Annotated in this window: 11 protein-coding genes; 5 read left to right on the top strand and 6 right to left on the bottom strand. The window is 71.0% G+C overall.

From position 1 onward, the window contains the following. Positions 1-20 precede the first annotated feature (20 nt). Positions 21-2,771, bottom strand: a complete 2,751-nt coding sequence (locus QQM67_RS25135; protein ID WP_314176692.1) for a type 1 periplasmic-binding domain-containing protein — start codon at positions 2,769-2,771, stop codon at positions 21-23. Between the two features lie 273 nt (positions 2,772-3,044). Between QQM67_RS25135 and bla the strand changes: the two genes are divergently transcribed. Further along, complete coding sequence (gene bla, locus QQM67_RS25140; RefSeq protein ID WP_314176693.1) at positions 3,045-3,998, top strand: class A beta-lactamase; 954 nt, start codon at positions 3,045-3,047, stop codon at positions 3,996-3,998. Positions 3,999-4,047: 49 nt separating this feature from the next. Here bla and QQM67_RS25145 read toward each other — a convergent pair whose 3' ends face one another. The 4 genes from QQM67_RS25145 to QQM67_RS25160 form a co-directional block, all read right to left on the bottom strand. Continuing rightward, positions 4,048-4,875, bottom strand: coding sequence for an isocitrate lyase/PEP mutase family protein (locus tag QQM67_RS25145; protein ID WP_314176695.1), 828 nt, complete (start codon positions 4,873-4,875; stop codon positions 4,048-4,050). Next, positions 4,872-5,600 carry an ArsR/SmtB family transcription factor gene (locus QQM67_RS25150; RefSeq protein ID WP_314176697.1) on the bottom strand — a complete coding sequence of 243 codons (729 nt, stop codon included), beginning with the start codon at positions 5,598-5,600 and terminating at the stop codon, positions 4,872-4,874. Before QQM67_RS25150 ends, QQM67_RS25145 begins: the two co-directional genes overlap by 4 nt. Positions 5,601-5,699: 99 nt before the next feature. Then, the gene (locus QQM67_RS25155; protein ID WP_399067550.1) at positions 5,700-6,644 is read right to left on the bottom strand and encodes a PDC sensor domain-containing protein; all 945 of its coding nucleotides are present in this window, start codon (positions 6,642-6,644) and stop codon (positions 5,700-5,702) included. After that, a complete protein-coding gene (locus tag QQM67_RS25160) occupies positions 6,580-7,416 on the bottom strand; it encodes a FadR/GntR family transcriptional regulator (RefSeq protein ID WP_314176699.1) in 837 nt (278 codons plus the stop codon). Before QQM67_RS25160 ends, QQM67_RS25155 begins: the two co-directional genes overlap by 65 nt. Positions 7,417-7,539: 123 nt before the next feature. On the opposite strand from QQM67_RS25160, the gene QQM67_RS25165 reads away from it, so the two are divergent. The 4 genes from QQM67_RS25165 (at position 7,540) to QQM67_RS25180 (ending at position 11,649) form a co-directional block, all read left to right on the top strand. Next, on the top strand, positions 7,540-8,580 hold the full coding sequence (locus QQM67_RS25165; protein WP_314176701.1) for an ABC transporter ATP-binding protein: 1,041 nt from the start codon (positions 7,540-7,542) through the stop codon (positions 8,578-8,580). 110 nt (positions 8,581-8,690) lie between these two features. Continuing rightward, positions 8,691-9,881 (top strand): ABC transporter substrate-binding protein, encoded by a 1,191-nt coding sequence (locus tag QQM67_RS25170; RefSeq protein WP_399067592.1) that lies wholly within the window; start codon positions 8,691-8,693, stop codon positions 9,879-9,881. Positions 9,882-9,893: 12 nt separating this feature from the next. Next, positions 9,894-10,781, top strand: a complete 888-nt coding sequence (locus tag QQM67_RS25175) for an ABC transporter permease (RefSeq protein ID WP_314176704.1) — start codon at positions 9,894-9,896, stop codon at positions 10,779-10,781. A 52-nt stretch (positions 10,782-10,833) separates the two neighbouring features. Next, positions 10,834-11,649, top strand: coding sequence for an ABC transporter permease (locus QQM67_RS25180; protein ID WP_314176706.1), 816 nt, complete (start codon positions 10,834-10,836; stop codon positions 11,647-11,649). 75 nt (positions 11,650-11,724) lie between these two features. Here the strand turns inward: QQM67_RS25180 and QQM67_RS25185 are convergent, their stop codons facing one another. Then, the gene (locus tag QQM67_RS25185; protein WP_314176708.1) at positions 11,725-12,513 is read right to left on the bottom strand and encodes a ferritin-like domain-containing protein; all 789 of its coding nucleotides are present in this window, start codon (positions 12,511-12,513) and stop codon (positions 11,725-11,727) included. Positions 12,514-12,565: the final 52 nt, after the last annotated feature.

The raw sequence follows: 12,565 nt of genomic DNA on the forward strand, positions 1-12,565 counted from the left end.
GCCAGCCCCGCCCCGCCCCCTCACGGCGCCTCGTCGCGCGGGCACGTGAACTCCTCCTTCGTGCCCCACCGCTTGCGCTCCTTGCCGCCGTCCCGCGCGCCGCACTCCAGGGAGACCTCCGCGCCGCGCTTCGTGTCGTGCAGGATCAGCAGCCGCTTGTCGCGTGGGACCCGGGCGCCCTTGGCGAAGTCCAACTGCCCGGTGGCGCCGCGGATCTTCGCCCCGGCGACGACCATGAGACGGACCGTGCCCCGGCTGAGGCCCTCGGCGCCGGAGTCCTCGAGCGCGTCGTTGACCGCCTGGGAGAGGACCTGCATGGCGTCCCAGGCCAGCGGCGTACGGCCGTCGTTGATCCAGTGGTCCTTGCCGAACTGGGCACGGTAGGCGGCGCGGAAGACCTCGGCGCTGGAGTTCGGCGGGTAGCTCATCGGCAGGGCGTGCGCGGCGTAGTAGAGGCGTGCGTCGGGGTGGTATCTGCTCGGCTGCTGCTCGTCCACGACGGCGTTGGTGAGGTCGTTGCCGCCCAGGATGTGCACCTTGCCGTTGCACTCGGTCTCGCGGCGGTCGAAGTACGAGAGGAACGTGCCGAATTCGTTGGCCCGCGCCGCCCAGTACACGACGGTGTGCTTCCTGCTCTTCAGCCGCCGGCACACCTCGTTCGCCATGGCGCTGGGGGACTCGACCCATCGGACGTCGTCCCGGCCCTTCGTGGAGCGGCTGCCGCTGTTCCCTTCGGGGCTGTACCAGAGGGTGCGGGTGTCGCTGCGTCCGAACTCCTCGGTGAACAGCCCGCTCAGGTCGTTGCTGTACTCGTCGTCCGGGTCCGCGATCACGACGGCCTTCTCGGCGGGTGCGCAGGTGTCCTTCCCCGTCTTCACGATGTTGCCGAGCCGGGCGAACTTCGCGGCGATCCGCGCCTCCCGCCTGTTGTCGGGGGCCACCTGCCGGTACCACTGGTGCTCCTGCATCCGCTCCGCGGTGGCCACCGTCCCGAGCATCGGCACACCGGCGTCGCCGAGGATGTCGCGGGCCTTCATGGTGGTCTCGCGGCTCTGCCCGAGTCCCACCACGCCCAGGATCTCCTCCTGCTTCTGCGACCTGATCTGCCGTACCAGGTCCCTGGCGGCCTCGGGCGCCCGCGAGAAGTTCTCGCCGGCGTCGACCGGCTTCACCTTCAGCCTGACCGCGTGGTCCGCGTTGCGGGAGGCCTCCCGGTTGAGCTGCTGCTGGGCGAGGGCGACGCCGCGCAGCTCCGGGATCGCACCGCTGTACATGGCTTCGTCGCCGGCGCCGGGTTCGACGGGCACGCCCATGTAGACCACGGTCCGTACGATCGCCCCGCGTTCCTTCCTCGCCTTCTCGGCGGCCCGGTTGTTCTCCTCCAGCAGCCTCATCGACTCGTCGTAGACGTCGTCCGGCTGCCAGTCGTCGGGGACGCGGTTGGCGGGGGAGTCCTTGGCCTCGGCCACCGCCGGGCCGATGCACTTGGTACTGCTGTCGTCGAGGGCCCAGTTGACGCCGTAGACGCCGGCGCCGCCGAGCAGGCCGAGGACCAGGAGCGTGCTGAGAGTGGCCTCGGCGAGCGGCGCCGCGTCCGAGTAGGTCCGCTCCGGGTATATCTCCGGGTTCCGGCCGAGCCAGCGCGCCGCCGCACCGTCCTCCGGCCGGCCCTCCACCCGGACCCGCACCGCGCGTGCTCCGCCGCGGCCCGTCATGTCCTTCCAGGACCTCAGCGTGATGGCGGCCTCCGCGAAGCTCTCGGCGCGCTCATCTCCGGAGTCCACGGGCCGCTCGGTGCAGACGAGCACGACGCTCGTGCTCCCCGTCTCCTCGACGGCGCCGGGGAAGTCCTGCACGAGCCGGTCCGTCCAGTCCGGGTATCCGGCCGCCTGCGGCAGCACGATCGCGAACCGGCTCTTCCGCCGGCGCCCCCACGGCGAGAGCCTGGGCCGGCGGAACGCCGCCTCCAGATCCGTGAGCAGCGCCCGCAGCAGCAGCCCCGCGGTGCGGTCCAGCCGCTCCTCGCGTTCCTCCGCGGTCTCCGGCTCCTCCGCCACGGCCTCGCTGAGGCCCGCGAACATCCCGGCTTCGAGACCGGGCACCGGCGCGGTGCCGGCGTACTTCGACGCGTCCTGGAAGAATCCCGTGCCCTTCGGCAGGTCGGCCCACTGCCGGTACCAGCTTCCCTTGTGGGTCATGCGGCGTTCCTGCAGCCGCCCGTACAGCCAGCGCGGCAGTACGTTGAACAGCGGCTGGCGCGTCCAGTACCAGAGAAACGCCGGCACGCCCGCCGGAGCCTGGTCGCCGCCGCTGACCCGCTCCAGCACCTTGAGGAAGTTGGAGTCCTTGCGCCGCTCCGCGAAGCACCGGTCGCGTAACTCCCGTGCCTGTACGGCGTTCTGGCGTTCCGCGAGATCCGTCTCGACGACGCTGCACATCAGCGTGAACCGGGGCAGGCGCAGCTTCCCGAAGCCTCCGGGCCGGTTGCGTCCCAGCTCCTGCTCCAGCTTCTGGAAGAGGTCGCCGATGCGTTCGCTGCCCGGTCCCGACGGCGAGCCCGCCACCTGCGCGTACGGGATGCGGGCCCGGCCGCCCACGCGGAAGCGCGCGCACAGTCCGTCGGCGATCAGCTCGGCCTCCCGGCCCTCGCCGGACTGGCTGAGCATCACCAGGGGGGACGGTCCGCGCCGCCCCGGAGGGAGCTTGATCAGCTGCTCCAGCGCGTCGATCAGCGTCTCGATCTTGGGCAGAGGCGGAATCAACGACGCCACGGCACATCACCCCCCGTTGGACGGGCCGCCGTGAGACGCCGGGCCCCCGCCCCTTGAAACCTACGAAATCCCAACACCGGCGGGCGCGGCGTCCATCCTTGCGCCCGGACCGCCCGGCCTCCGCGCAACTTTCCCTTTCTTGTGGCGGCCACGCAAGAACTTACGGACATGACGGGGGTGTCGGCAGGCGTGGCCGAAACCGTCCGCGTCCGGGCGTACTTCGTGATCTGATCCACCGGACGGGAGAGCGAACCACCGGAGAAAGGCGGCGACTTGAGCGTGCCACTGGACCGCCCCTCGCGCCGTGCGGTGCTGGCCGCCGGAGCGGGAAGTCTGCTGACCGGCGCCTGTACGTCCGGGGCCGGCAAGACGGGCAGGACGGGAGAGTCCCAGGGCGACGCGGCGCACCGCGACGGGGCGCACGGCGAGGACATCGCCGGTCCGATGCGGAGGCTGGAGCGCGAACACTCCGCCCGCGCAGGGGTGTTCGCGTACAACACCCGCACCCGCCGCACGCTGGCACACCGGGCGGACGAGCGCTTCCCGCTCTGCTCCACCTGGAAGCCCCTCGCCGCGGCGGCCCTTCTCAAGGACCGCCGGCGAGGCGGCGGCGACGTCCTCTCCGAGCGGATCCGCTACTCCCGGACGGACCTGGAGGAGCACTCACCGGTCACAGGCGACCGCCGGAACCTCTCCGACGGCATGACGGTCCGGCAGCTCTGCGACGCCGCGATCCGCTACAGCGACAACACCGCCGCCAACCTGCTCCTGCGCGAACTGGGCGGTCCCGAGGCGATCACCCGTTTCTGCCGCTCCCTGGGGGACGAGGTGACACGTCTCGACCGGTGGGAGACCGAGCTGAACTCGGCGGAGCCGGGCCGCGCGAGGGACACGACCTCGCCCCGGGCGCTGGCGCGCACCTACATGCGCCTCACCCTCGGCGATGCCCTCGGGCGGGCGGAGCGCGGGGAGTTGACCGACTGGCTGAAGCGCAACACCACCGGCGACAAGGGCCTTCGCGCCGGGCTCCCCGAGGGCTGGACCGTCGCGGAGAAGACAGGCTCCGGCGCCTACGGCACGAACAACGACGTGGGCGTCGCCTGGACCGCGCGCGACCAGGAGCCGGTCGTCCTGGCGGTCTTCACCACGAAGACGACCGCGGACGCCGAGCCCGACTACCCGCTGATCGCCGAGACGGCCCGCCTGCTGGCACCGCTGCTCGCTTGACGGGACCACGGTTGCCCGGGGGCGGCCCCGACAACATGCCGCCCGGCGCTCAGCGGCGGTCCTCGAACTCCCCGTGCAGGGCTTGGACTTCGCCGTACGCCGGCACGGGCGACGGTTCGAGGGACGTGCCGCCGGGTTCGGCGATCGAGCAGGCCAGGTCGACGGCCCGTTGCAGCGCCGCGCGAAAGGGCAGCGAGCCCAGGCTGATGCGGCGGACGCCCGCGTCCGCGAGCCCGTCGCGGGAGAGACGCCCGGGGGAGTAGAGGACGTTCAGCGGCGTCGTCCCCAACTCCCCTACGAGCGCAGCGATTTCGGAAGCCTCCAGCAGCCCCGGTACGAAGACGCAGTCCGCGCCCGCCGCCGCGTACGCCGTGCATCTGCGCAGCGCCCCGCCGAGGGTCGCGTCGGCGCCGAGCCAGTGTGTGTCGGTGCGGGCGTTGACGAAGAGCCGCGGTGCGGCCCGCTTCAGGGCGGAGATCTTCGCCGCGTGGTGCCCCGGATCGGCGAGAGTGCCGTCGGGCAGCCCGTCCTCGATGTTGACCCCGGCGACGCCCGCACGCGCCAACTCGGCGCCCAGCGCGGCGACTTCGCCTGGATCGTCGCTGAAGCCGCCCTCGACGTCGACGCTCACCGGCACCGGCAGGCGCGCAAGCCCCCGCCCGAGCGCGAGCGTCTCGTCGCGCGCGGCGCCGCTGCCGTCGGGCAGACCCGCGGCCGCCGCGACGCCGAGGCTCGTCGTGCCGATCGCGGGGAAGCCGCGCCGGTGCAGCGCCGCGGCCGACGCGTGGTCCCAGGCGCACGGCAGCAGCAGCGGACGCTCGCCGTGGTGCAGCGCCCGGAAGCGTTCGTACGTATCGGCACCCCCGTACGTGCTCACGCGGCCACCGCCACCGGCATGCCCAGCAGCTCCTCCAGCGCGTCCCGGCCCTTGCCCGTCACCTTCAGCGCGCGCCCGCTGCCGATGCGGCGGCACCAGCCCTCGTCCAGCGCGTACGAGCACAGCGCCGCCCCCGCGCGTCCGGCGAGATGCGGGCGGCGTTCCGTCCAGTCCAGGCAGGACCGCGCCATCGGGCGGCGGCTCCCGGGCCGCGGGGTCAGGTCGATGCCCAACTGCCCGAACCACTCCAGACCTTGGTCCGTCACGGAGAAGCCGGTCGACTGCTGGAGCACTCCGCGGCGCAGCAGCGCGTCCGTGACGCCGACGCCGAGACCGCCCGCCAGGTGGTCGTAGCACGTACGGGCCCGCGCCATCGCGGCGCCCGCAGAGGCCGCGCGCAGCCCGCGCGGCGCGGGCGGCGGCCCGGCGTGCGCGGCGAGGTCCTCGATGAGCTGCGATACCTGCGGCCCGGCGATGCGTACGTACCGGTGCCGCCCCTGCCGGATCTCCGTGAGCAGCCCGCCCGACACGAGCTTGTCCAGGTGCGCGCTCACGGTGGGCGCCGTCACTCCGGCCGCCCGCGCGAGCTCGCCCGCCGTCCAGGCCCGTCCGTCCTGGAGGGCAAGGCACACGGAGGCTCGCGTACGGTCGGCGAGCAGTCCTGCGAGCTCCGCGAGCCGCTGCCCGCTCGGGTCCGGCCGCAGGGCCCGTCCTCCTCGTTCCATACGGCTCCTCCTCGTTCCGTACGGCCATGATGCGCCCGCGACACTTCGGCGGCCGTCGAAGCGTCCAGGGGGCGGGCCGTCGCGGGGAGGGGCGCCGCGTCACCCGTCGCCGGTCACCAGGATGAGGGGGATGTCGCCGCACGCGCGCAGGGACAGCCCGTCGTGGCGGTGGGGCCCCGAGCCGGACAGGGACGGGGAGCCGGAGGGGGCGAGAGCCCGCCCGGCGGTCACGTCCTGCCCGTCGGTCCTGTCCGTCCCGCCGTCCCCCGCGGCCGGGTCCCTCCCGGTGTCTCCGCCCGCTCCCGCCAGTACGGCGCCGAAGTCGGGCCCCTTCAGCAGCGAGCCCGCCAGATGGTTCGCGTACGTCGAAACCGCCACGCGCCCGCGGGAGTTGACGAGGCACGCGGGCCCGGTCAGCCGTTGCAGCACCGGCATGACGGCCGCCTCGAAGTCCGGCAGATACACGTCGGCCGCGGCGACGCCCGTGAAGCGGTCCCCGACGGTCACCGGCACCGACAGCGTCAGGCTGTACTCGTCGGAGCACAGATAGTCCACGTACGGACCGGCCACCGCGCGCCGCCCCGTGTCGCGGGCCAGAGCGAACCACTCCCAGTGCGTGTAGTCCCAGTACGGCGAGTGCTCCGGGTCGAGGTCCAGCAGCAGCGGACGCGCCTCGCCGCCCGGGCCCGTCTGCCACCACTCCAGCCACGCCTCCGCGTCGGCGAGCAGCCCGGGCGCGGCGACGAATCCGGCGCCGGACATCAGCGTGAGCCGGGCGAGGCGCTCGTGCAGTCCGGGGCGCAGTCCGGCGAGGTCGGCGGTAGTGGGCCGTCTGTCCTCGGCCGCGACCGCCGTGAGGAGTGCGGCGGTGTCGCGGCGGGTCTCGGCCACGGCGTCGAAGACGCACTCCAGCGCGTCGCACACGCCTGCCGCCGCCGCTGCCGCCGAATCGGCGGCGTGCGCCGGGGAGTTCGCGTCCTCAAGAACGTACGTTCCGCCGCCCGCTGGACCGGGGCGGGGGCGGGGACCGGAACTGCTGCCCACGGGTGCCCTCCTTTGCGTGCGGCCCGCCGGCGGGGCCGGTGGCGCCGAGGCGGAGTTCGACCAGGCGCCTCATGGAGACCTGAACGCACTGCTCGGCAAGGGCTCTTGCCTGCTCCGCCGCACCATCCTGCACCGCACAGATCACGGCGCGGTGACGATCGCAGACGTCTTTGAGATGCCTTTCCTCGCCGAGTACGAGGCACACGAGCGCGCCCACCTCTGCGTGGACGCCCACGAGTTCCCGGGTCAGCCGCGCCGACTGCGCCGCGGCGGCCAGCTCGACGTGGAAGCGGCCGTGCAGGCGGCTGCGCGCGGGCGGGTCGGCGGCTTCCGCCAACGCCTCGACGGACCGGTGCAGTTGGTGCAGATCGTCGGGCTCGGTGCGCTGCGCGGCGAGCAGGGCGGCGGCTCCGGAGACCGCCGTCCAGTGGTCGCCGAGGTCACGCAGCTCCTCGGGGCTCCAGCCGCCCAGGTGCGCCAGCAGCCGTTCCTCGACGGGCCCTTCGGGGACCGTGACGAAGCTGCCTCCGCCCCGGCCCCTGCGGGTGGTGACCAGCCCGCGCTGGCGCAGCGCCATCAGCGCCTCGCGCAACGTGACGGTGGAGACGCCGAGTTGGGCGGCGAGTTCGGGTTCGCCCGGCAGCTGCTCGCCGTCGCTGAGCAGTCCGAGCTCGATGGCGTCCCCGAGCCGCCGTACGACCGCCTCGACGCGAGCCTGCGCGCCGATGGGCGTGAACACGGTTCTTCGGGCGCCGTCCTGATCTCTCCTCACGGCCACCACCTTGTCATTTGGCTCAGGCTTTACCAGAAGAGGGCCTGGAGCGGTCTTGAAGCTTGAACTATGACTTCATATATTTACCGGCCAACGACCACAGCAGCAGAAAGGTTCCCGTACATGGAGGGGAAAGCCATCCGGCTGCGGAACCTGCGCAAGGCCTTCGGCAGGACCGAGGCCGTCGCGGGCATCGATCTGTCCATATCGGACGGTGAGTTCTTCTCCCTGCTGGGGCCCTCCGGGTCGGGCAAGACGACTGTGCTCCGCATGATCGCGGGGTTCGAGACGCCGACGAGCGGCACGATCGAGCTGGACGGCAAGGACGTCACGCGGCTCGCGCCCTTCGAGCGGGACGTGCACACCGTCTTCCAGGACTACGCCCTCTTCCCGCACATGTCCGTCGAGCAGAACGTCGCCTACGGCCTGAAGATACGCAAGGTGCCCAAGGCGGAACGGCTGCGCCGGGCGGCGGAGGCCCTGGAGAACGTCCGCCTCGACGGCTTCGGCAAGCGCCGGCCCTCCCAGCTCTCCGGAGGGCAGCGGCAGCGGGTCGCGCTCGCCCGCGCCCTCGTCACCCGCCCCCGCGTACTGCTGCTGGACGAGCCGCTCGGCGCACTCGATCTCAAGCTGCGCGAGCAGATGCAGATCGAACTCAAGGAACTCCAGCGCGAGGTCGGCATCACGTTCGTCTTCGTCACCCACGACCAGGACGAAGCGCTCACGATGAGCGACCGGATGGCCGTCTTCCAGGACGGCCGCATCGAACAGACCGGCGCGCCCGCCGAGATATACGAACGCCCCGCGACCGAATTCGTGGCGGGCTTCGTCGGCACCTCCAACCTGCTCACCGGCGAGACCGCCGAGCAAGTCGTCGGCAAACAGGGCACGTTCAGCATCCGCCCGGAGAAGATCCGCGTGCTCAAGGAGCCGGCCGCCGGTGAGGACGCACCGGAACACGCCGCCGCCGCAGGCACCGTCGCCGAGGTCGTCTATCTGGGAGACGCCACGCGCTTCCTCGTCGACCTCGACGCCGGGGGACGGCTCACCGCCGTCCAGCAGAACCTGGAGACCTCTTCCGAGGACGTCGCCGCGTACCGCGGCTCACGGGTCAGGCTCCAGTGGCACAACCGGCACAACTTCCCGGTGGGAGAGGCGCCCTGAGCGTCGCTCCCGCCACCGACCACAGCCCCTCACCCCCTCACCCCTCACCCCCTGATCCCGGTCTCACCCCACGATTCGCCGCCCCTCCTACTGTGGAGATCTCCGTGCGCATGTCCCGAACCCTCAAGACCCTCGCCGCGGCGGGCGCCCTGCTCCTGGCCACCGCCTGCGGTTCCTCCGGCTCCTCGTCCTCGTCACCCGGTGCGGTCGACCCACCGGACCTCAAGCCGCAGAAGAAGCTCGGCAAGACCGAGAACGCGGTGAACCTCATCGCGTGGGCGGGCTACGCCGAGGACGGCAGCAACGACCCGAAGGTCGACTGGGTCACGCCGTTCGAGAAGAAGACGGGCTGCAAGGTCAACACCAAGACCGCCGCCTCGTCCGACGAGATGGTCAGCCTCATGAAGACGGGCCAGTACGACGCCGTCTCGGCCTCCGGGGACGCCTCGTTGCGCCTGATCGCCTCGGGCGACGCCGAGCCCGTCAACACCAAGCTCGTGCCCAACTACAAGGACATCTTCAAGGGGCTGAAGAACAAGGACTGGAACTCCGTCGACGGCAAGCCGTACGGCATCCCGCACGGCCGCGGCGCCAACCTCCTGATGTACAACACGGAGAAGGTCAAGCCGGCGCCCGACTCGTGGTCCGCTGTCTTCGACGACGCCGGAAAGCACAAGGGCAAGGTCACGGCGTACGACTCGCCGATCTACATCGCCGACGCCGCCCTGTACCTGATGAAGCACAAGCCCTCGCTGGGCATCAAGAACCCCTACGCCCTGGACCAGAAGCAGTTCGACGCCTCCGTCGACCTGCTCAAGAAGCAGAACGCCAACATCGGCGAGTACTGGAGCGACTATCTCAAGGAGATCTCCGCCTTCAAGAGCGGCGACTCCGTGGTCGGCACCTCGTGGCAGGTCATCCTCAACACCGCGCAGGACGAGGGCGCCAAGGTCAAGGCCGTGCTGCCCAAGGAGGGTTCGACGGGCTGGTCCGACACCTGGATGGTCTCCTCCAAGGCCAAGCACCCCAACTGCGCCTACAAGTGGCTGAATCACATCGTCTCGCCCGAGGCGAACGCGCAGGTCGCCGAGTACTTCGGTGAGGCGCCGTCCAACGCGAAGGCGTGCAAGCTGACGGCGGACAAGAACCACTGCCGCACGTACCACGCCGACGACGAGCCGTACTGGAAGAAGGTCCACTACTGGACCACGCCCACCCAGCAGTGTCTCGACGGCCGCAAGGACGCCAAGTGCGTGCCGTACGCCAAGTGGGTCCAGGCCTGGACCGAGATCAAGAGCTAGGACGAGACACCGATGAGCAAAACCGAGCCGGCCGCCGGACAGACCGTCCGGCGGCTAGCCGGGACCCTTCACCGCCGTCCCCGGCTGCAACTGTCCCTCCTGCTCTCCGCGCCGCTGACGTGGCTGATCCTGGCCTATCTCGGCTCGCTCACCGCGCTGTTCATGTCCGCGTTCTGGACCACGGACACCTTCACCTCGAACGTCGTGAAGGTCTGGTCCCTGGACAACTTCACGACGATCGTCACCACCGGCGTCTACCAGCAGGTCGCCCTGCGCAGCGTCGGCGTCGCCCTCGCGGTCACCGCCGTCTGCGTCGTGATCGCCTTCCCCGTCGCCTTCTTCACCGCGCGCATCGCCTCGCCCCGCTGGCGTCCGCTGCTCGTGGTCGCGATCCTCACGCCGCTGTGGGCGAGTTATCTGGTCAAGGCGTACGCGTGGCGGCTGATCCTCGCCGAGGGCGGACTGCTGGACTGGCTGCTCTCGCCGCTCGGACTCGACGGGCCGGGGTACGGGCTCGCCGCCACCGTCCTCGTACTGACGTATCTGTGGCTGCCGTACATGATCCTTCCCATCCACACCGGGCTGGAGCAGATACCCGACAGCCTCCTCGACGCCTCCTCCGACCTCGGCGCCCGCACGGGCCGCACCTTCCGCTCCGTGGTGCTGCCGATCCTGCTGCCGTCGATCGCGGCCGGCTCGGTCTTCACCTTCTCCCTCAGCCTCGGCGACTACATCGCCGTGCAGATCGTGGGCGGCAAGACGCAGCTGATCGGCAACCTCATCTACTCCAACATCACCCTGGACCTGCCGCTCGCGGCGGCGCTGGGCACCGTCCCCGTGGTGATCATCGTGCTCTATCTGCTCGCGGTGCGCCGCACGGGCGCCCTGAGCAGCCTCTGACCACACCGTCCGGCGAACCCGCCGGCAGCAAGAGACGCGAAGGCATACGACGATGAAACTCTCCCGGCCCGCACGCATCACGCTGCGCATCGCCGCCGTGCTCGGCTTCGCCGTCATCTACGTCCCGCTCTTCCTCGTACTGGTCAACTCCCTCAATCCGGACCGCAGTTCGGGCTGGCCCCCGCCCGGCGTCACCTTCCACTGGTGGGCGGACGCCTGGGGCAGCGCGGGCGCGCGGCACGCGCTGGTCACCTCGCTCAAGGCCGGCGTGGGCGCGACGGCCGCCGCCCTCGTCCTCGGCACGCTCATCGCCTTCGCCATCCAGCGCTTCAGGTTCTTCGGCCGCGAGGCGCTCTCGTTCGTGGTCGTGCTGCCGATCGCGCTGCCCGGCATCGTCACCGGCGTCGCGCTCAACACCGCCTTCCGCACGGTGCTGGAGCCCTTCGGTGTCGGGCTCGGCCTCTTCACGGTCGTCGTCGGCCACGCCACGTTCTGCGTCGTGGTCGTCTACAACAACGTGATCGCGCGCCTGCGCCGGATGCCCGGCAGCTTCGAGGAAGCGGCCATGGACCTCGGTGCGAACACGTTCCGCGCCTTCGCCGACGTGACGTTCCCACTGGTGCGCTCCGCCCTGGTGGCGGGCGGTCTGCTCGCCTTCGCGCTCTCTTTCGACGAGATCATCGTCACGACCTTCACCGCGGGCCCCAGCACCCAGACGCTGCCCATCTGGATCTTCTCCAACATGGCGCGCCCGCAGCAGGCACCGGTCGTCAACGTCGTCGCGGCGGTGCTGGTGCTGCTGTCGGTCATCCCGATCTATCTCGCCCAGCGGATGTCGTCGGACACCGCCTCGGGAAGCCGGCTCTGAGGGCCCGGGCTCTGAGGGCAGGGGGTCTGAGGGCAGGGGGTCTGAGGGCGCGGGATCTGAGCGGAGGCCCGGTCCTCACACCACGGGCGCGGTGCTCTTCGCCGGCTCACCGAGGGCGTCGAGCCGTTCGGGCATCGACAGATTGGCCATCCGGCGCCAGCCGCCGAGCCGTTCGAAGGCGTACATGCCGTGGATGCCCGCGGCGATCGGCACCGTCCTGACCGCGGGCCAGTCCAGCAGCCGCCCCATGTGCGACATGACCGCGAGCGAGACGTCGCGGTGCACGGCGATCTCGGCCATCGCGCAGCGCCGCAGGCTCCGCCGGATCGCCGGCTCGTGGCCGCTCGCGGCCAGCCGCAGCAACTCCTCGTGGCAGTACGCCAGATGGTTGTCCTCGTCGTTGCTGATCATCCTGATGGCGCGCGCGATCTCGGGATCGTCCTCGCAACTGTGGAGCAGCATCGCCATCTGGTCGGAGGCACGCTGCTCGGTGACCCTGCTGTGCGTCAGATAGACGATGACGTCGTGCTCGGTGAGCGGCTCGTCGCGGCGGAGCTTCTCGTGCATCAGACCGATGCCGCGCCGCTCCAGCAGCATCGTGTAGTCCGTTTCGAGCGGTACGGGGACGGGCTTGAGGCCCCGCTTCTTCAGCAGGGCGTTGAAGATCCGGCCGTGCTTGTCCTCGTCCGCTCCGTGCCTGGTGATCTTCGGGACCAGGTCCCGCATGCTCTCCGGGACCAGGGCGGCGATCCGGGCGTTCTCCCAGCCGCCCTGCGCCTCGCCGCTGGCGGCGATGGAGCAGAAGAGCTGGAAGGAGCGGTCGTTTTGAAGAATCTCCCGGAACAGGCTTCGGGACGAGAGCATCAGTGCCACCTCCGTACGGCGTCCGCACAATCGAGTCAAAGGGGACGGCGGG

It is taken from the genome of Streptomyces winkii (assembly GCF_032248595.1).
Lineage (GTDB): Bacteria > Actinomycetota > Actinomycetes > Streptomycetales > Streptomycetaceae > Streptomyces > Streptomyces winkii.

What these genes read in the sequence shown, in the direction of transcription:
- QQM67_RS25150 (WP_314176697.1), bottom strand. Translation starts at nt 5,600, where the DNA reads ATGGAACGAGGAGGACGGGCCCTGCGGCCGGACCCGAGCGGGCAGCGG.
- QQM67_RS25165 (WP_314176701.1), top strand. Translation starts at nt 7,540, where the DNA reads ATGGAGGGGAAAGCCATCCGGCTGCGGAACCTGCGCAAGGCCTTCGGC.
- QQM67_RS25170 (WP_399067592.1), top strand. Translation starts at nt 8,691, where the DNA reads ATGTCCCGAACCCTCAAGACCCTCGCCGCGGCGGGCGCCCTGCTCCTG.
- QQM67_RS25175 (WP_314176704.1), top strand. Translation starts at nt 9,894, where the DNA reads ATGAGCAAAACCGAGCCGGCCGCCGGACAGACCGTCCGGCGGCTAGCC.
- QQM67_RS25180 (WP_314176706.1), top strand. Translation starts at nt 10,834, where the DNA reads ATGAAACTCTCCCGGCCCGCACGCATCACGCTGCGCATCGCCGCCGTG.
- QQM67_RS25185 (WP_314176708.1), bottom strand. Translation starts at nt 12,513, where the DNA reads ATGCTCTCGTCCCGAAGCCTGTTCCGGGAGATTCTTCAAAACGACCGC.